The 17,225-nt window shown below is 68.0% G+C and carries 18 protein-coding genes; 7 read left to right on the forward strand and 11 right to left on the reverse strand.

The features are described 5' to 3' along the window. Positions 1-28 precede the first annotated feature (28 nt). Positions 29-1,078: a cation diffusion facilitator family transporter gene (locus tag V5F63_RS09430; protein ID WP_394102257.1), complete on the forward strand. Its 1,050-nt coding sequence runs from the start codon at positions 29-31 to the stop codon at positions 1,076-1,078. A gap of 15 nt (positions 1,079-1,093) precedes the next feature. Here V5F63_RS09430 and V5F63_RS09435 read toward each other — a convergent pair whose 3' ends face one another. The 6 genes from V5F63_RS09435 to V5F63_RS09460 form a co-directional block, all read right to left on the reverse strand. After that, entirely contained in the window at positions 1,094-1,324 is a 231-nt protein-coding gene (locus V5F63_RS09435; RefSeq protein ID WP_168456475.1) for a formate dehydrogenase subunit delta, read from the reverse strand. Beyond that, entirely contained in the window at positions 1,314-2,180 is an 867-nt protein-coding gene (fdhD, locus tag V5F63_RS09440; protein WP_394102258.1) for a formate dehydrogenase accessory sulfurtransferase FdhD, read from the reverse strand. The genes V5F63_RS09435 and fdhD overlap by 11 nt, the downstream gene beginning before the upstream one ends. Before the next feature lie 228 nt (positions 2,181-2,408). Continuing rightward, on the reverse strand, positions 2,409-5,240 hold the full coding sequence (gene fdhF / locus V5F63_RS09445; RefSeq protein ID WP_394102259.1) for a formate dehydrogenase subunit alpha: 2,832 nt from the start codon (positions 5,238-5,240) through the stop codon (positions 2,409-2,411). Positions 5,241-5,253: 13 nt separating this feature from the next. After that, on the reverse strand, positions 5,254-6,816 hold the full coding sequence (locus tag V5F63_RS09450; protein WP_209488786.1) for a formate dehydrogenase beta subunit: 1,563 nt from the start codon (positions 6,814-6,816) through the stop codon (positions 5,254-5,256). Continuing rightward, positions 6,816-7,310 carry a formate dehydrogenase subunit gamma gene (locus V5F63_RS09455; RefSeq protein WP_209488787.1) on the reverse strand — a complete coding sequence of 165 codons (495 nt, stop codon included), beginning with the start codon at positions 7,308-7,310 and terminating at the stop codon, positions 6,816-6,818. The genes V5F63_RS09450 and V5F63_RS09455 overlap by 1 nt, the downstream gene beginning before the upstream one ends. Positions 7,311-7,579: 269 nt before the next feature. Beyond that, positions 7,580-8,512, reverse strand: a complete 933-nt coding sequence (locus V5F63_RS09460; RefSeq protein WP_209488788.1) for a LysR family transcriptional regulator — start codon at positions 8,510-8,512, stop codon at positions 7,580-7,582. 284 nt (positions 8,513-8,796) lie between these two features. Here V5F63_RS09460 and V5F63_RS09465 point away from each other — a divergent pair, with 284 nt between their 5' ends. Then, complete coding sequence (locus V5F63_RS09465; RefSeq protein WP_209488789.1) at positions 8,797-8,958, forward strand: hypothetical protein; 162 nt, start codon at positions 8,797-8,799, stop codon at positions 8,956-8,958. Between the two features lie 348 nt (positions 8,959-9,306). After that, positions 9,307-9,963, forward strand: coding sequence for a DUF2865 domain-containing protein (locus V5F63_RS09470; protein ID WP_394102260.1), 657 nt, complete (start codon positions 9,307-9,309; stop codon positions 9,961-9,963). Positions 9,964-9,972: 9 nt separating this feature from the next. On the opposite strand, the gene V5F63_RS09475 is transcribed toward V5F63_RS09470, so the two are convergent. The 4 genes from V5F63_RS09475 to cysQ all read right to left on the reverse strand — a co-directional run bounded on the left by V5F63_RS09475 (position 9,973) and on the right by cysQ (position 13,604). Further along, positions 9,973-10,380: a DUF1801 domain-containing protein gene (locus V5F63_RS09475; RefSeq protein WP_394102261.1), complete on the reverse strand. Its 408-nt coding sequence runs from the start codon at positions 10,378-10,380 to the stop codon at positions 9,973-9,975. A gap of 45 nt (positions 10,381-10,425) precedes the next feature. Continuing rightward, on the reverse strand, positions 10,426-11,802 hold the full coding sequence (locus V5F63_RS09480) for a coiled-coil domain-containing protein (protein ID WP_394102262.1): 1,377 nt from the start codon (positions 11,800-11,802) through the stop codon (positions 10,426-10,428). Between the two features lie 140 nt (positions 11,803-11,942). Beyond that, complete coding sequence (locus tag V5F63_RS09485) at positions 11,943-12,497, reverse strand: DUF1134 domain-containing protein (RefSeq protein WP_394029425.1); 555 nt, start codon at positions 12,495-12,497, stop codon at positions 11,943-11,945. Between the two features lie 264 nt (positions 12,498-12,761). After that, positions 12,762-13,604, reverse strand: coding sequence for a 3'(2'),5'-bisphosphate nucleotidase CysQ (gene cysQ / locus V5F63_RS09490; protein WP_209488793.1), 843 nt, complete (start codon positions 13,602-13,604; stop codon positions 12,762-12,764). A gap of 221 nt (positions 13,605-13,825) precedes the next feature. Between cysQ and chpT the strand changes: the two genes are divergently transcribed. From chpT to copM, 3 genes are read left to right on the forward strand one after another with little or no spacing between them, the layout of a single operon-like run. Next, positions 13,826-14,479: a histidine phosphotransferase ChpT gene (gene chpT / locus V5F63_RS09495; RefSeq protein ID WP_209488794.1), complete on the forward strand. Its 654-nt coding sequence runs from the start codon at positions 13,826-13,828 to the stop codon at positions 14,477-14,479. Between the two features lie 19 nt (positions 14,480-14,498). After that, complete coding sequence (locus V5F63_RS09500; RefSeq protein WP_394102263.1) at positions 14,499-14,984, forward strand: hypothetical protein; 486 nt, start codon at positions 14,499-14,501, stop codon at positions 14,982-14,984. Between the two features lie 58 nt (positions 14,985-15,042). Further along, on the forward strand, positions 15,043-15,486 hold the full coding sequence (gene copM, locus V5F63_RS09505; RefSeq protein ID WP_394102264.1) for a CopM family metallochaperone: 444 nt from the start codon (positions 15,043-15,045) through the stop codon (positions 15,484-15,486). A 67-nt stretch (positions 15,487-15,553) separates the two neighbouring features. On the opposite strand, the gene ctrA is transcribed toward copM, so the two are convergent. Beyond that, positions 15,554-16,255, reverse strand: coding sequence for a response regulator transcription factor CtrA (ctrA, locus tag V5F63_RS09510; RefSeq protein WP_024279602.1), 702 nt, complete (start codon positions 16,253-16,255; stop codon positions 15,554-15,556). 526 nt (positions 16,256-16,781) lie between these two features. Here ctrA and V5F63_RS09515 point away from each other — a divergent pair. Beyond that, entirely contained in the window at positions 16,782-17,177 is a 396-nt protein-coding gene (locus tag V5F63_RS09515) for a flagellar export protein FliJ (protein ID WP_209488797.1), read from the forward strand. Positions 17,178-17,225 lie beyond the last annotated feature (48 nt).

The raw sequence follows: 17,225 nt of genomic DNA on the forward strand, positions 1-17,225 counted from the left end.
ATGCCGCGCAAAGGCATGGAGGCGCGGCATGGCATCCCTTCACGGCGGTCCGGACCACGATCACGATCATGGCGGCCAAGGCCTAGGGTCCCACGACCACGGCTCCCACGACCACGCGGGTCACGACCATGGCGGACATGCGCACGCCGGACGTGCGCACGGTGGCCATGCCCACGGCCACGGCGGTCACGGCCATTCCCATGCCCCGCCGGATTCGCTCCGCGCCTTCGCCATCGGGGCCGGGCTGAATCTCGGCTTCGTCATCATCGAGGCGGGGTTCGGCTTCTGGTCCGGCTCGCTCGCCCTGCTGGCGGATGCGGGGCACAATCTCTCCGACGTGCTCGGCCTGCTGCTCGCCTGGGGCGCCGCCTGGCTGTCGCGCCGCGCGCCGACGGCGAAGCGCACCTACGGCTATGGCCGCTCGTCCATCCTCGCCGCGCTCGCCAATGCGATGCTCCTGCTGGTCGCCACCGGCGGCATCATTCTGGAAGCCTTCGGCCGCATCTCCCACCCCGAGCCGATCCAGACCGGCGTCGTCATGATGGTGGCGCTGGCGGGCGTGGTCGTGAACATCAGCACGGCGCTGCTGTTCATGGCGGGTCGCAAGGGCGACCTGAACGTGCGTGGGGCCTTCATCCACATGATGGCCGATGGCGCGATCTCGCTCGGAGTGGTGGTCGCGGGCGCGGTGATCGCACTCACCGGCTGGCTGTGGCTCGACCCGGTGGTGTCGCTGGCGATCTCCATCGCCATCATTGCCGGCACCTGGGGGCTGCTGAAGGACAGCGTGAACCTCGCCATGGACATGGTGCCCGAGGGCATCGACCCTGCAGCGGTGGAAGCCTATCTCGCCGGGCGTCCCGGCGTGAGCGAGGTCCACGATCTCCACATCTGGGGCCTCAGCACCACGTCCGTGGCGCTCAGCGCGCATCTGGTCCGGCCGGGCGCCGACCTCGACGACGATTTCCTGTCGGCGACCTGCGAGGGGCTGAAGGCGCGTTTCGGGATCGTCCACCCGGTGCTTCAGGTGGAGCAAGGGCGCATGCAGTGCGCCCTCGCGCCGAAGGACGTGGTGTAGGGGAGGGCGCGGGGATCAGGCGGCCTTCGGCGCCTGCAATCCTTCCAGCGCCTCGCGGGCGATGGGCAGAAGGCCCTCGCCGCCGTGAGCCACATGCTCGGCGATCTTGGTGCGCATGCGCGGGTCCCAGAACTTCCGGATGTGGGTGCGCGTCGCCTCCACCGCCGCCTCGTGCTTCTGCGCGGCGAAGGCGGTGGCGATCTGGTTGGCCATGTAGACGAGCTTTTCGGTCGAGTTATGCGACATGGTCCCGTTCCGATGACGCGGGCGCGATGCGCCCGGGATGGGTGAAAATCTCGAAGCCGTCGTCGCGCACGATGGCGGCAAGGGTGATGCCCGCCGCTTCCGCCGTGCGGATGGCGAGTGAGGTGGGTGCAGACACCGCCGCGATCACACCCACGCCCAGCACCGCCGCCTTCTGCACCATCTCGATGGAGACGCGGCTGGTGAGCAGGAGGAGCCCACGGGCGGTGTCGAAGCCCGCGTCGGAGGCCATCCCGACGAGCTTGTCCAGGGCGTTGTGGCGGCCTACATCCTCGGCGAGGGCGAGGATGCCCCGGCCGGGTTCGAAATAGGCGGCGGCGTGCACCGCGCGGGTCTCCCGGTTCAGCGCCTGGAGGGGGCCGAGGGCGGCCATGGCGCCCAGCACAACGTCGGGCGCGAAGGAGGCCGTGGTCGTGACATGGGCCGCGGGCTTCACCGCCTCGGACAGGCTCTCCACCCCGCACAGGCCGCAGCCGGTGGGGCCGGCGAGCGCGCGCCGCCGGGCGGAGAGATGCTTCATCTTCTCCTCAGCGATCCACATGCGCGCCTCGATGCCCTCATCGACGACGATCACGTCGCGGGAGAGAATCTCCTCCTTCGCCGCGACGATGCCCTCGGTGAGCGCAAATCCCAGCGCGAAGGCGGCGATGTCGGTCGGGCTCGCCATCATCACAGCATGTGTGGTTCCGTTGAAGGTGAGGGCCACCGGCACTTCCTCCGGCACCGCGCGGGTGCCGGCGGAGAGCGCACCGTCCCTGATCTGCACACGCTCCACCCGCCGCGCCGGAGGGGGCGCGGGGAGGTCTGAGGGGAGCGGGCAGGTGGGTTCGTCGGTCATGGTTTCATTCAGATGGGGGCACCTGAGGGCGGCGGGAAGGGGTTGCACTCCGCTTAGCTCCCCTCTCCCCTTGCGGGAGAGGGGCCGGGGGTGAGGGGGGCAGGGTCTTTCCGTCAGCGCTTGATTTTGAGGAGAGGGAGGTTAACCCCTCACCCCGGCCCTCTCCCGCAAGGGGAGAGGGGGCGCGAACGTATGGGGCGGCTCCCTCCCCGGATGGGCGCTGACCTCTCACTCCGCCGCGATGCGGCGGCTCTTGCGGCTGAGGTCCTCGTATTCCTCCTGCCACTGGGTCGGGCCGTTTGAGGGCGAGATCTGCACCGCCGTCACCTTGTATTCCGGGCAATTGGTGGCCCAGTCGGAATAGTCGGTGGTCACCACGTTGGCCTGCGTCACCGGGTGATGGAAGGTGGTGTAGACCACGCCGGGCGAGACGCGATCGGAGATCACCGCACGCAGCGAGGTGGAGCCGGCGCGGCTGTCCAGCTTCACGAAATCGCCGTCGCGGATGCCCCGCAGCTCGGCATCGTGCGGATGGACTTCCAGCACGTCCTCCGAATGCCAGACGGAGTTCTCGGTGCGCCGGGTCTGGGCGCCCACATTGTACTGGCTGAGGATGCGGCCGGTGGTGAGCAGCAGCGGGAAGCGCGGCCCGGTCTTCTCGTCGGTGGGCACGTACTCGGTGAGCATGAACTTGCCCTTGCCGCGCACGAAGCCGCCGATGTGCATGATGGGCGTGCCTTCCGGCGCCTTCTCGTTGCAGGGCCACTGCACCGAGCCCAGCTCGTCGAGCAGCTTGTAGTTGACGCCGGCGAACGAGGGGGTCAGCGCCGCGATCTCGTCCATGATCTCGGACGGATGCTGGTAGTTCATGGGGAAGCCCAGCGCGTTGGAGAGCATCTGGGTGACCTCCCAGTCCGCGTAGCCGTTCTTCGGCGCCATCACCTTGCGGATGCGCTGGATGCGGCGCTCGGCATTGGTGAAGGTGCCGTCCTTCTCGAGGAAGGAGCAGCCCGGCAGGAAGACGTGGGCGTAATTGGCGGTCTCGTTCAGGAACAGGTCCTGCACCACCAGGCACTCCAGCGCGGCAAGGCCGGCCGAGACGTGCTTGGTGTCGGGGTCGGACTGGAGGATGTCCTCGCCCTGCACATACATGCCCTTGTAGGTGCCTTCGACCGCCGCATCGAACATGTTGGGGATGCGCAGGCCCGGCTCCTCGTCGAGCCCGACGCCCCAAAGGGCCTCGAACGCGGCGCGGGTGGCGTCGTCCGAGATGTGGCGGTAGCCCGGCAGCTCGTGCGGGAACGAGCCCATGTCGCACGAGCCCTGCACGTTGTTCTGGCCGCGCAGGGGGTTCACGCCCACGCCGTTGCGGCCGATGTTGCCGGTGGCCATGGCGAGGTTGGCGATGGCGATGACGGTGGTCGAGCCCTGCGAATGCTCGGTCACGCCCAGCCCGTAATAGATCGCGCCGTTGCCGCCGGTGGCATAGAGCCGGGCCGCGCCGCGCACCGCCTCGGCGGAAACGCCGGTATACTTCTCCACCGCCTCGGGGGAGTGGCGCTCCTCGGCAACGAAGGCGGCCCATTCCTGGAACTCGTCCCAGTCGCAGCGCTCGCGCACGAACTGCTCGTTCACCAGCCCTTCGGTGACGATGACATGGGCCATGGCGGTCACGATCGCCACGTTGGTACCCGGGCGCAGCGGCAGGTGGTAGGCCGCCTCGATATGGGGCGAGCGCACCACGTCGGTGCGGCGGGGATCCACCACGATCAGCTTGGCGCCCTGGCGCAGCCGCTTCTTGAGGCGCGAGCCGAACACCGGGTGGCCGTCGGTCGGGTTGGCACCGATGATGAGCACCACGTCGGTTTCTTCGACGCTGTCGAAATCCTGCGTGCCGGCCGAGGTGCCGTAGGTCACGGAGAGGCCGTAGCCGGTGGGCGAGTGGCAGACGCGGGCGCAGGTGTCGACGTTGTTGTTGCCGAAGCCGCCGCGGATCAGCTTCTGGACGAGGTAGGTCTCCTCGTTGGTGCAGCGCGAGGAGGTGATGCCCCCCACCGAGCGCTTGCCATACTTCTCCTGGATGCGCTTGAACTCGGAGGCGGCATAGGCGATGGCCTCCTCATAGCTCACTTCCTTCCACGGCTCGTGGATGGAGGAGCGGATCATGGGCTTCAGGATGCGGTCCTGATGGACCGCATAGCCATAGGCGAAGCGGCCCTTCACGCAGGAATGGCCACGGTTCGCCTTGCCGTCCTTGTAGGGCACCATGCGCACCAGCTCGTCGCCGCGCATCTCGGCCTTGAAGGTGCAGCCGACACCACAATAGGCGCACGTCGTCACCACCGAATGCTCGGGGGTGCCGATGTTGTACATGGCCTTCTCGTTCAGCGTCGCGGTCGGACAGGACTGCACGCAGGCGCCGCAGGAGACGCACTCCGAGGTGAGGAAGCTCTCGTCCATGCCCGGCGAGACGCGGCTGTCGAAGCCACGGCCGGAGATGGTCAGCGCGAACGTGCCCTGCACTTCCTCGCACGCGCGGACGCAGCGGTTGCAGACGATGCACTTCGACTTTTCATAGGTGAAGTAGGGGTTGGACTCGTCCTTCCCGAGCTTCGTGTGGTTCTCGCCCTCGTAGCCGTAGCGCACGTCGCGCAGGCCGACGACGCCGGCCATGTCCTGCAGCTCGCAATCGCCATTGGCGGAGCAGGTCAGGCAGTCCAGCGGGTGGTCGGAGATGTAGAGCTCCATCACCCCCTTGCGGATCTTCTTGAGCCGCTCGGTCTGGGTCTTCACCACGATGCCGTCCGCCACCGGCGTGGTGCAGGAGGCGGGCGTGCCATTGCGGCCCTCGATCTCGACGAGGCACAGGCGGCAGGAGCCGAAGGCGTCGAGCATGTCGGTGGCGCAAAGCTTGGGGATCTGGTTCCCCACCTCCATGGCGGCGCGCATGATGGAGGTGCCTTCCGGCACCTGCACCTTCATGCCGTCTATGGTGAGCGTGACCAGCTTCTCCGACTTGGAAGCCGGCGTGCCGTAGTCGATTTCGTGGACGAGGGACATGTCGTTCCTCCAATTATTCTGCGGCGGCCGGCAGCTTCGGCGTGGCGCCGAAGTCTTCCGGGAAATGGGTGAGGGCGCTGACGACGGGGTAGGGCGTGAAGCCGCCGAGCGCGCAGAGCGAGCCGAGCTTCATGGTGTGGCAGAGGTCTTCCAGCAGGGCGAGATTCTGCTCGCGCTTCTCGCCGGCGACGATCTTGTCGATGGTCTCGACGCCACGGGTGGAGCCGATGCGGCAGGGGGTGCACTTGCCGCAGCTTTCGTGGGCACAGAACTCCATGGCGAACTTGGCCATGTGGGCCATGTCCACCGTGTCGTCGAACACCACGATGCCGCCGTGGCCGATGAGCGCGTCCTTGGCCGCGAAGGCCTCGTAGTCGAACGGCGTGTCGAACTGGTGCACGGGCAGGTAGGCCCCGAGCGGCCCGCCCGCCTGGACCGCCTTCACCGGACGGCCGGACGCCGTGCCGCCGCCGATCTCGTTCACCAGATCGCCCAGCGAGATGCCGAACGCCGTCTCGAACAGGCCGCCATGCTTGATGTTGCCGGCAAGCTGGATGGGCATGGTGCCGCGCGAGCGGCCCATGCCGAAGTCGCGATAGAACTTGCCGCCCTTGTCCAGGATGATCGGCACGGTGGCGAGGGAGACGAGGTTGTTGATGACCGTGGGCTTGCCGAACAGGCCCACATGGGCCGGCAGCGGCGGCTTGGCGCGCACGAGGCCGCGCTTGCCCTCAAGGCTCTCCAGCAGCGAGGTCTCCTCGCCGCACACATAGGCGCCCGCGCCCATGCGCATTTCCATGTCGAAGGAGAGGCCCGAGCCCATGATGTTGTCGCCGAGCAGGCCCGCCATGCGGGCCTTCTCGATTGCCTTCTCCATCACCACGAAGGCGATGGGATATTCCGAGCGGCAATAGACGAAGCCCTTGGTCGCGCCCACGGCGAGGCCGGCAATCGTCATGCCCTCGATGAGGCAGTAGGGGTCCGCCTCCATGATAAGGCGGTCGGCGAAGGTGCCGCTGTCGCCCTCGTCGGCGTTGCAGACGATGTACTTCTGGTCGGCCGGGGCGGCCGCCACCGTGCGCCACTTGATGCCGGTCGGGAAGCCGGCGCCGCCACGGCCGCGCAGGCCGCTCTCGAACACCTCTTCCACGGTTCCGGACGGTCCAAGATCGATGGCGCGCTTCAGGCCACGGTAGCCGCCGTGCGCCTCGTATTCGGTGAGGGAGAGCGGATCGATGATGCCGATGCGGGCGAAGGTGAGGCGCGTCTGCTTCTTCAGCCAGGGCAGCTCATCCACCACGCCGATGCACTTGGGGTGATCGGCGCCGTGCAGGAAGCCGGCGTGCAGCAGCTCATCCACCTCGGCGGGCGTCACCGGGCCATAGCCAATGCGGCCACGCTCGGTCTCGACTTCCACCAGCGGCTCCAGCCAGAACATGCCGCGCGAGCCGTTGCGGGTGATGTCGGCGGTGATGCCGCGGGCGAGGAGGCCGGCCTCAAGTCGCTTGGCGACGCGGTCGGCACCGCATGCGATGGCGGTGGCGTCGTTGGGAACGAAGATGCGGGGGGACTTCATCACACCTCTCCGAAGTGCTTGCCGGCGGCGACGCACTCGGCGATTTCATCGACGGTGGCGCGGTCGAGGCGGCCGACCAACTGCCCGTCCACCAGAGCAGAGGGGGCGCAGGCGCACAGGCCGAGGCAATAGATGGGTTCGAGCGTCACGCGCCCGTCGGCCGAGGTCTCGCCCATGGCGACGCCCAGCTTCTCTTCCGCATAGGCGGTGAGGGCGGTGCTGCCCATGGCCTGGCAGGCCTCGGCGGCGCACAGCTTCACCACTGTGCGGCCCGGCGGCTCGCGGCGGAAGTCGTGATAGAAGGTGAGGACGCCATAGACCTCGGCGCGGGAGAGGTTGAGCGTCTCCGCGATCATCGGCACCACCGGATCGGGCACGAAACCGAACGTCTCCTGCATGGCGTGCAGGATCGGCATGGTGGCGCCGTCGAGATGCTTGTGCTCCGCGATCACCTGCGCTGCGCGCTCGGTGTTCCAATCCTCATAGACCGCCATGGACGTCTCGCTTTCCCCAACTGTCCGAGGCCGCGTTGCCGCCGCTTCGTATTGCTTGGAGGAAAGTGTGTCACACGCGGGCCTTCAATCAAGGCAGCTGTGGGATGTTGCGATAGAACATTTCTATCAAGAGGCTTGCGTTCAAGACCGTCCCTGACCGCATTTCAACGCGCTGGCCTGCGTCAATCCGGTCAGTCTGGGATGGTTCTTGGTATATTGATCGTGTTTTTCTATGCGGACACGATTTTGGGAGCGGCGATTGCCGTCCCTTATTGTTGCATTGCAGCAATGGCTGGATCGGCCAATGTGGCCTGCTCCAGCTTCGGCGCGATGCGGCGGGCTTCCGCAACGAGAGCAGCGGTAATGGGCGTCGTCGGCTCGCGATGGGGCACCACAAGGCCGATGGAATGGGAAATGTCCGGCTCCAGGATCGGGATGGAGCGCACCGTGGAGGTCAGCCCCAGCGAATCCGCCAGCATGGCGGGCATCACGCTCGACCACAGTCCCGTGCGCACGTGGGTGAACAGCACGATCATGGAGTTGGATTCCAGCGTCGGCTTGTGGCTGGCGCCGGCGGCGGCGAGGAGATTGTCCACGATCCGTCGGTTCTGCATGTCAGGGGTGAGAAGGGCGAGCTGCAGCTCGGCCACCTCCGCCCAGGTGACGCTCTCACGGTCCCCGTATTTGGCATCGGCGGCGGTGACGAGGCGGTAGCGCTCGCGATAGAGCGGCACGGTGTTCACCCGGCCGAGCGGCTCGTTGTCGAGATAGGTGAGGCCGGCGTCGATCTCCAAATTCTCGAGGTGGTTCAGGATCTCGATGGAGGTGCGCGAGATCACCGTGAAGCGCACGTCCGGATGGCGCGCGCGGAACGGGGTCGTCAGCGCCGCCACCATGGGCAGAGCGGTGGGAATGGCGGCGATGCGCAGGGGGCCGGCGAGGCCGCGTTTCAGCGCATCGATGTCCTGACGCATGGCGCGGGAATCGGCCACGATGCGCCGCGCCCATTCCAGCGTCCGCTCGCCCTCGGGCGTGAAGCCCATGAAGCGGGAGCCGCGCTGCACCAGCAGCACGCCGAGCGTGTCCTCCAGCTGCTTGATGCCGGCGGAGAGCGTGGGCTGGGTGACGCCGCAGGCCTCGGCCGCCCGGCCGAAGTGGCGTTCACGCGCAAGTGCGATCAGGTATTCGAGCTTGTCTATCATGCCGCCATATCAGTGCGGCGCGGGGGCGTGCGCAAGGCGCCATCGTTGCCGCACCGCAGCGGCTCGACATCTCATCCACTTCAATCGAACACCACCGGCATGGTCGGGGAAGCGGAGCTGCTCTGTCCGGCGGTAACCGGGAGGTGCATTAGATGATTCGCGCAACCCTACTCTCGCGAACGTGACCTTGAGCAGAGGAACCGTCCCCAGCCAATTAAGGTTATATTAGGGATGGCGATGGTGCGGCGGACCATCAGCCGGAATCGGGGAAAGGGAGTCCCGCGATGCCCCGCGTTGCCAATGGTTCCGTTCTGATTTCCGTGGTCGTGATGATGCTTGCCGCGCTGCTGGTGGCGACGCCTACCCTCGCGGTGTTGACGCAGCCGCACGAGCGCCCGGCCGAGACGCCGAGGCCGCCTGTTCAGCACGTGTCCGCCTTCGCCTGAGATCGTACTGCGCTGATGCTTGGCTGAGGCTTGCGGGGCCGCTTTCTTCGGCGCTGCGCCTCAAGCCCGCGAGACAGCCTTGGAGCTGGCGAAGGTGGGGGGTGCCTGCGGCTTCGCGCGTGTCACGCTCCATTCTTTCCCGCGAATGCTGAAATGCGCACGCGGCGCCGTTCTGCGGGGGCCGCGTGACAGAGGGCTTGCGACGCGCGGTCGGGGGCTAGCCGCCGGGCGTTCCTGAAAATGGGTGGAGACATGGCGGTGCGATTGGGGCAAGGCGTACAGCATGTCGGGCTGGCTTGCGCGGGGAAGGGGCTGCGAGCGCTGCTTTCCGCCGTCGCGGTCGGGCTGATGCTGGTTCTGGCTCCGCTCGGCAACGACGCATGGGCTCAGTCGCGCGGGCTGTTCCCGTCCCACGGCGGCTCACCGCTCGGCGACTTCTTCTCAGCCCTGTTCGGCGGACGGCCCTCCTATCGTCCTGTGGAGCAGCCTCGCATCATCGTGACGCCCCGCATCATCTACGGTTCGCCCAGCTATAGCGGCGGCGGCCATGGCTATTGCGTGCGGACCTGCGACGGACGCTATTTCCCGCTTCCCGGTCGCGCGGGGGCGGAGAAGAGCGATCTCGCGCAATGCGCCGCCTTCTGTCCCGCCGCCAACATGACCGTGGTGAGCACGTCTGACCCCGCGCGCGGCATCGATGGCGCTGTCACCCGCGACGGCAAGCCCTATTCGGAGCTGCCCAATGCCTATGTCTTCCGCCAGCGTCTGGTGGAGGGGTGCACCTGCAACGGCAAGGTCGGCGGCCTCACCCATGTCGATGTGATGGCGGATCCCACCCTGAAGCGCGGCGATGTGGTGATGACATCCGAAGGCAGCCGCGTCTTCACCGGTAAAACCAAGGCGCCGCCCTATCGCGCCGCGGATTTCGTCGAGCCGTCCCGCTTCCCCGATCTGCCGCGATCCATGCGGGCGCGGCTCGACGAACTGACGGTGGCCTCGCGATAGGCGCTGCCGCTAGCTCTTGGGCGGCTGGCGTTCGAGGTTCAAGGCGACCGCGGTGCGGATGAGGGCCTTGAACGCTTCGGCATCCACCTCATCGCCCTGGCGGATGTCGATGGCCCGGCGAGTCCCGCCGCCAAGGCTGGCATTGAAGAGCCCGGCGGGATCATCCAGCGCCGCGCCTCTGGCGAAGGTCAGCTTCACATAGGCCTTGTAGACCTCGCCCGTACACAGGATGCCGGCATGTTCCCATGTGGGCACGCCGGCCGGATTGGTGGGCTTCACCCACTTCACCGCTTCGGTCACCTCGGGATCGGCCTCGTGGATCAGGGCGCGCACGCGGGCGAGGACATCGCCGCGCCAGTCCGCGAGCCCGGCGATCTTCTCGTCGATCCGGCCGGTGGGGGAAGCGGCATCACCCATGCGTTCTTCCTGGCTGCCCAAGCGCCGGCCTTGCCGCCCTGACGTTCAGACGGCGGCCCGGCTGCGCGACGATTTGCGATTGCGGCGGACGGCGCCGCCCGCCGAAGCGCTCTCGGCCGCGGCGTCGGCCATGTCGGCGTCGGCCATGTCGGCGTTGGTTATGTCGGCGTCGGTCATGTCGGCGTCGGGGGCCTCTTCCTCGTCTGCGGGCGCGTCTGTCTGGTCCAGAAGCGAACGAATGCGCGCGGCGAGATCGCCGGCGGCACCGTCGGCCACTGCCTGGCGAATGGGCGACCCGTCGCCCTCCATCCGGGCGGTCAAAGCGGCGAGGCGTGCGGCGAGGTCGGCCATGCTTTCGCGCAGGAGCACGTTGTCTGCCGCGTTGGCAGGAGCAATTTCGCTCGCAAGGGGGACGGGAGCCGGCGGGCCGCTATCGGCGCTGCGGCGCTGCACGGCTTCTTCCATGAGGGCATGGTCGGCCTTGAGCATGCGCAAGGCATCTTCCAGCCGCCGGTTCTCGGCCTCGGCCGCGACGAACTCGCTGGCGCGGCGCTGCTCGAAGGCGTGGACCACGGCGCGGTTGGCGTCGAGATCGGTCTCGGCCGTCGCAAGCGACTGGGCCAGCCGGTCGCGTTCGGCCTCAAGGGCGGCGATGGCCTGAGCGCGCGCCTCGCTTTCCGCCACCTTCAGGGCGAGGGCTTCCTGCGCCTCGGTGAGATCGGTCGAAAGCTCGGTCGCCGCCTGGGCGGCGATGGCACGGGCCTCAAGGGTCGCGGCGCGCTCTGCGTCCAGGGTGGCAGAGGTCTCCTCCAGCCGGCGCGTGGTGTCGGACAGGCGGGCGCCCAGGCTCGCCACGTCCGCTTCCAGGGCGGTGATGCGCGTGCGGGCGGCGGCGAGAGCCTCCTCGCGCGCCTTCAACGCCTCGGCCTGCGCGCGCGCATCGCCGGTGAGCGTGCCGTGCGCGGCTTCCAGCGCGGCAAGGGCGGCGACACGATCGGCCAGCGCCTCTTCCAGACGGGCGACCGTCGCCGTGCAGTCGGTGAGCTGGTCCTGCGTCTCGCCCAGCAGCACGTCGCGCTCGGCGCTGGTTGCCTGCAGTAGGGCGTGCTGGGCCTGGAGGGTCTTCAGCTCGCCCTCCAGCTCGAAAGTGCGTTGACGCTGGGTCTCGATGGTGGCGGCATTGGCGACAATGGTGTCGCGCATGGCGTCGGATTGCAGCTCCAGCCGCCGCTGATTGAGCGCGAAGAAGGCGCGCTGCTGGTCCTTGTCGGCCTGCACCTCGAAGATCGAGATGGGAACCGCCGCCTCCACCCGCTTGGTGGTGAGCCGGACGGCCCGGTGCCAGACGGCGGGCAGCACGAGCAGAGCCACGAGCGTGGCGATCAGCACGCCCAGCATGAAGTACATGATCTGCTCGATCACGCGCGCACTCGCCCTTCGCCTAGAGGCACGCCGGCAAGGACACCGCCGTCACCTGAGCCGCGCCTGCCCGTCGGCGGGCGCCAGCGCCATTCATGCCATGGCCCGCGCGCCCGTGCCAGCGCCGTGCGCGGGGGAACTGCTCAGAAGGGGTTCCAGGTGGGGTTGGGGGTGAACTTGAGGTAGCCGAGGTTGGCGCCGAGGCGCACGCCCACGCCCGAGCGGATCGGAACCACCACGATGCCGTCGGCGCCGAGCGCGGTCATGCCGAATCCCGCCACCAGATAGGCCGAGCCGGAGATGCCGCCGAAGCGGCGGAAGATGTCGTCCACGCTCTTCAGATTGTAGACGAGGATCATGGTGCGGGCGCCGTCGCCGCCGAAATCCCAGCCGACGGAGGGGCCCTGCCAGTAGACCTTCATGTCGCCGGCATTGCGGGTGTAGAGCACGCCTTCGCCGTAGCGCAGGCCGCCGATGAACGCGCCGGCGCCTTCCTGCCCGAGGATGTAGCCGTTCGGCTGGCCCCACTGGCCCACCGCCTTCTCGATGGACAGCGCCAGCCCGCGGGAGACGCTGCCGAAGAACGAGTGGCCCTTGCTCACCAGTTCGTTGGTTGAATAGTTCTGTGGCGCCGGCCCCTGTTGTGCGGCGGCCGGGGTGAGCCCGGCGGCGAGCGGCAGGCCAGAGACAACGCCCATTGCGACCGCGAGCGCGCGGGCGGTCTTCAGGAGGCGTGAAGAGAAGCGCACGGAAGCAAAGCGCAAGGGAGAAAAGCGCATGGGGTCTCTCGCGGTGGGCTTCGGCCGAAGGGCTTCAGCAGGCGGGCGGGCGGCGGACTCGCAAACGACGGACATTCGAATCGGCCCGATTATGGCGAGCAGTGTGACCGGGCAAAGGCGCTCGGTCGCTTGTCCCGCGCCGTTGCGCCACAATCACCATCGTCGCTGCGTGTTATCGCGACGTTAATCGGCGGAGTTCGCCCGCGCCGGGCCGCCGGCGCCCCAGGCAATGAAGCCGTGGACCTTGTAGCCGTTTTCTTGATGCCCATAGGTGAGCGGGCTGCCATCCGGGCGGGTCACGCTGCCGCCGGCCGCCGCCACCAAAGCGTGGCCGGCCGCGCTGTCCCATTCCATCACGGTCCCGAGGCGGGGATAAAGGTCCACCTTGCCCTCGGCGAGCAGCCCGAACTTCAGCGCCGAGCCGGCGGGAATGCGCTCGGCCACCGCGTAGCGGCCGATCAGGGCGTCGGTCGCGGGATCGCCATGGGAACGGCTCGCCGCCACCACGATCGGACCTTCGGGCACCCTGCGGCAGCCGATGGGCGTCCAGTCCTGCGCATCCACCGCGGCGCCCGGCGCGCGGATGGCGCGGAAAGCGGCGCCCGGCCGGCCGGCGAACAGCAGCGCCCGCGCCGGGGCATAGACGACGCCGAGCACCGGCGTGCCATCCTCCACCAAAGCGATGTTCACCGTGTACTCGCCGTTGCCGGAGATGAATTCCTTGGTGCCGTCGAGGGGGTCCACCAGCACGAAGCGGTTGCCGCAGTTCACCTGCGCCCCCAGCGCCATGGCCTCCTCTGCCACCACGGGAACGCCGGGCAGGAGGCGGGCCAGCGCGGCGCAGATGATCGCCTCCGCCGCATGGTCGGCCGCCGTCACCGGGCTGAGGTCCGCCTTGTGGCTGGGGTCGATGCCCTCGGCCTCGATGCGCCGGATGGCAACGCCGGCCTCAAGCGCCGCCTCCGCCAGCCCCGCGAGGATGGCGGCATCGGTGGGCGCGGGGGAGCGGGGAGGGCGCTGGGTCATGATGGGTCTCGATCGTCTCGCTTCAGGCGTCTCTAGACGGGCGCGGACCCCATGTCGATGCGGGGCGGCGATGCGGGGGGGCGATGCGGCGGGCGGGCCGGCGCCGCTTGTGGCCCTTCCCGGCAGCGGTGTATCAGGGCCGGCCGTCCTTCGAGACGGATTCGCTGTTCGAGACGCATGCGGTGCCCGGCGCCGTCTCCGTCGCCGCCCCGGGAAACGTCATGTCCGCCGACGCCCCCCGCATTCCGCTTGCCGTTTCCGCCCTCGATCTCGGCGCGCTCCTGTGCTCGCGGGTCTGCCACGACGTCATCAGCCCGGTGGGCGCCATCGTCAACGGCCTCGAGGTGCTCGAGGATGAGAACGCCGCCGACATGCGCGACGTCGCCCTCGACCTCATCGCCAAGAGCGCCCGGCAGGCCTCGGCCCGGCTTCAGTTCACCCGGCTCGCCTTCGGCGCGGCGGGCTCGGCCGGTGCGCGGCTTGATACCGGGGATGCCGAGCAGGTGGTGCGCGGTGTCATCGAGGATCAGCGCACGGCGCTGGAATGGACGCTGCCGCGTGTGCTGCTGCCCAAGAACCGGGTGAAGCTGCTGCTCAACCTCGTGCTGCTGGCCGGCACCACCGTGCCCCGCGGCGGCGTCATCCGCGTCACCGGGGCGGGGGAGGGGGACGACGTGACGTTCGCCCTCGTCTCCACCGGCCAAAGCGCCCGCATTCCGCAGGGGATCGAGGCACTGGCCAACGGCACCCTGCCCGAGGGCGGGCTCGACGCCCATTCCGTGCAGCCCTTCTATGCCGGCCTGCTGGCCAGCGACTGCGGCCTTTCCATCGGCTTCACCCAGGACGGCGATACGGTTACCCTGACCGCTGCCTGATCCTATCCGAGGACGTGGCATGAGCGTTGCCGCCCGGCTTCTCCTGCTTGTCGCGCTGCTCTGCGGCGCGCTGGGGCTGGTGGCTGCGGTGACGGTGGCAGCGACCGGCGTCGCCATGGCCCACGCCGGTTGCCCGCATGAAACGGCGCGGGCGGCTCCGGCGGCGGGAAGCGCGCACACGACCGGTGCCGGTGACGCGACGGTCCATGTCGCGTCGGGACCGTCAGTGGCATCCGCGACGCATCATCCGTCGCCCGCAAAGGCGCGACTGGCTTCGCCGGCTGAATTTCCGATCCATTCCCACGCAGGCGGCCCGTCGATGCCTTCCGGCCCGTCCTGCTGCTCCGGTTCGGGTTGTCTGATGACCTGCCACTGGGTCGTGCCGACGCTCGACCTCGCGCCCGGACCGGACGGTCCCGGCCAACGCGTCGGCTTTGCCCTGTCGGGCGAACGGCCGGCTGTTGGACCCGAGGTCCAGCTCCCGCCCCCGCGACACCAGGCCTGACGGCCACGGTGCCGGCCCCAGGGCGCCGAACACGTGTTCCATCTATGAGGAGAGACCCATGCGGTCCCGCATCTTCGCGGCGCGCCTTGGCGCGGCCGTGCCTTTCACCCTCGTTGCCGCCGTCTGCGCCGGCATCCTGTCCATCGCCCCGGCGGCGGCTCAGTCGGCCATGCCCGGCGGGCACGACATGCACAACATGTCCCCTGCCATCGGCACCCCGGCTGCCGCCGACACGCCCTCCACCGCCGCGTTCAAGACGGCCGGGGCGCGGATGCACAAGGATATGGACATCGCCTATTCCGGCAACGCCGACGTGGATTTCGTGCGCGGCATGATCCCCCACCACGAGGGCGCCGTGGCCATGGCGAAGGTCGAGCTCGCCTTCGGCAAGGATCCCGAGATCCGCAAGCTCGCGGAGGGCATCATCAAGGCGCAGGAGGAGGAGATCGCCTTCATGAAGGCCTGGCTCGCCCGCGCCGAGGCGCGTGCCCCCTCGAAGTAGCCGGCCCCAAACGCATGAGGCCCCGCCGGAGCGGGGCCTCATGTCGAAGCGGGAAGGGGAAAGGGGATCAGACCGCGATGCGCTCGGCGCCGTGCATGGGCTCGCGCAGCACATAGCCACGGCCCCATACGGTCTCGATGTAGTTCTTGCCGGCGGACGCGTTGGCCAGCTTCTTGCGCAGCTTGCAGATGAAGACGTCGATGATCTTGAGCTCGGGCTCGTCCATGCCGCCGTAGAGATGGTTCAGGAACATCTCCTTGGTGAGGGTGGTGCCCTTGCGGAGCGAGAGCAGCTCCAGCATCTGATATTCCTTGCCGGTAAGGTGGACGCGGTTGCCCTCCACCTCGACGGTCTTGGTGTCCAGGTTGACGATGAGATCGCCGGTCTGGATCACCGACTGGGCGTGGCCCTTGGAGCGCCGCACGATGGCGTGGATGCGGGCGACCATCTCGTCCTTGTGGAAGGGCTTGGTGAGGTAGTCGTCGGCGCCGAAGCCGAAGCCCTTCACCTTGTCTTCCGTATTGGCGAGGCCCGAGAGAATGAGGATCGGCGTCTTCACCTTCGCCACGCGAAGGGAGCGCAAGACCTCGAAGCCGGACATGTCGGGCAAATTCAGGTCGAGAAGGATGATGTCGTATTCGTAGACCTTGCCGAGGTCCACGCCTTCCTCACCGAGGTTGGTCGTATAGACGTTGAAGCTCTCGGTCTTCAGCATCAATTCGATGCCTCGGGCCGTAGCACTGTCGTCCTCGATGAGCAAGACGCGCATGGCTATCCCTTTCCTCGCAACTAGCCGAAAGGCGGCGGCGCCGACTTTCGTTGCTCGGCCATCGGGGTGATTCGCGTTACGTGTGTAGAATCGTTAACAGAACTCGATTCCTGACCACAAGAGTCTGCGCAAAAATCTTTGTGCATGGGAGTCAAGACTGACTCCGTTTCAGGCACTTAAGGTTTTTCCACAGGCTCACGCAAACGCCCGACCACCCCTTACCCGAGCCCCTTGATCCGGCGTCCAGCTGATGGCGCGGCGGCGCATCACCCGAACCGTAGCGTCATCATTAACGAAGGCGGTAAACGATTGGTTGCCGCCGGGGCGGTTCGTGCGATTTTCCTGCAACAGCGACGCCGCAGGTAAGGAAAGGGCAACCAGCACAGGACATTCTCATCACCCGGAGGCCCCGGCGCACATGAGCGGGCAGCCTGGCAGAAGCTTGGCAGAAAGCCTGGCAGTCAGCTTGGCAGGCAACATGGGCAATGACCGAAGGGCAGCGTCATAAGTACCGGAGTAGACGCCGATGAAGTCGCGTGACCCCCTGATCCGTGCCAAGCGGTTCCAGATCGACGATGCGCGCCGGCGCCTCGCCCAGATCGACACGATGATTGCCGAGTTCGAGCGCATGGCCCAGGAACTCGACCGTGACATCGCCGCCGAGGAGGCGCGGTCCGGCATTACCGACCCGCGCCATTTCGCCTACCCGCCGCTGGCCCTCGCCGCCCGCAACCGCCGCGACAACCTGCGCCGCTCGGCCGACGACCTCAAGGTGCAGCAGGACGAGGCCAAGGCCACGCTCGCCGAGGCGGAAGCCGACCTCGCCCTCGTGGAGGCGGCCGGCGAGATGGACCGTTCGTCCCGTGTGGACAACGCAACCCGCCGTCCCCCCTTGCGGCCCACCGCGCCGGTGCGGCTCTGAGCGCAGTCCAGCTTGCGTTTCAAGGGGGTAGTGGGGTAACCGTCGCTG

Source organism: Xanthobacter wiegelii (assembly GCF_043193855.2).
Lineage (GTDB): Bacteria > Pseudomonadota > Alphaproteobacteria > Rhizobiales > Xanthobacteraceae > Xanthobacter > Xanthobacter flavus_A.

Bases quoted from the DNA above. Each gene is read 5' to 3' on its own strand.
- V5F63_RS09430 (WP_394102257.1), top strand. From the start codon at position 29: ATGGCATCCCTTCACGGCGGTCCGGACCACGATCACGATCATGGCGGC.
- V5F63_RS09435 (WP_168456475.1), bottom strand. From the start codon at position 1,324: ATGTCGCATAACTCGACCGAAAAGCTCGTCTACATGGCCAACCAGATC.
- fdhD (WP_394102258.1), bottom strand. From the start codon at position 2,180: ATGACCGACGAACCCACCTGCCCGCTCCCCTCAGACCTCCCCGCGCCC.
- fdhF (WP_394102259.1), bottom strand. From the start codon at position 5,240: ATGTCCCTCGTCCACGAAATCGACTACGGCACGCCGGCTTCCAAGTCG.
- V5F63_RS09450 (WP_209488786.1), bottom strand. From the start codon at position 6,816: ATGAAGTCCCCCCGCATCTTCGTTCCCAACGACGCCACCGCCATCGCA.
- V5F63_RS09455 (WP_209488787.1), bottom strand. From the start codon at position 7,310: ATGGCGGTCTATGAGGATTGGAACACCGAGCGCGCAGCGCAGGTGATC.
- V5F63_RS09460 (WP_209488788.1), bottom strand. From the start codon at position 8,512: ATGATAGACAAGCTCGAATACCTGATCGCACTTGCGCGTGAACGCCAC.
- V5F63_RS09465 (WP_209488789.1), top strand. From the start codon at position 8,797: ATGCCCCGCGTTGCCAATGGTTCCGTTCTGATTTCCGTGGTCGTGATG.
- V5F63_RS09470 (WP_394102260.1), top strand. From the start codon at position 9,307: ATGCTGGTTCTGGCTCCGCTCGGCAACGACGCATGGGCTCAGTCGCGC.
- V5F63_RS09475 (WP_394102261.1), bottom strand. From the start codon at position 10,380: ATGGGTGATGCCGCTTCCCCCACCGGCCGGATCGACGAGAAGATCGCC.
- V5F63_RS09485 (WP_394029425.1), bottom strand. From the start codon at position 12,497: ATGGGCGTTGTCTCTGGCCTGCCGCTCGCCGCCGGGCTCACCCCGGCC.
- cysQ (WP_209488793.1), bottom strand. From the start codon at position 13,604: ATGACCCAGCGCCCTCCCCGCTCCCCCGCGCCCACCGATGCCGCCATC.
- chpT (WP_209488794.1), top strand. From the start codon at position 13,826: ATGTCCGCCGACGCCCCCCGCATTCCGCTTGCCGTTTCCGCCCTCGAT.
- V5F63_RS09500 (WP_394102263.1), top strand. From the start codon at position 14,499: ATGAGCGTTGCCGCCCGGCTTCTCCTGCTTGTCGCGCTGCTCTGCGGC.
- copM (WP_394102264.1), top strand. From the start codon at position 15,043: ATGCGGTCCCGCATCTTCGCGGCGCGCCTTGGCGCGGCCGTGCCTTTC.
- ctrA (WP_024279602.1), bottom strand. From the start codon at position 16,255: ATGCGCGTCTTGCTCATCGAGGACGACAGTGCTACGGCCCGAGGCATC.
- V5F63_RS09515 (WP_209488797.1), top strand. From the start codon at position 16,782: ATGAAGTCGCGTGACCCCCTGATCCGTGCCAAGCGGTTCCAGATCGAC.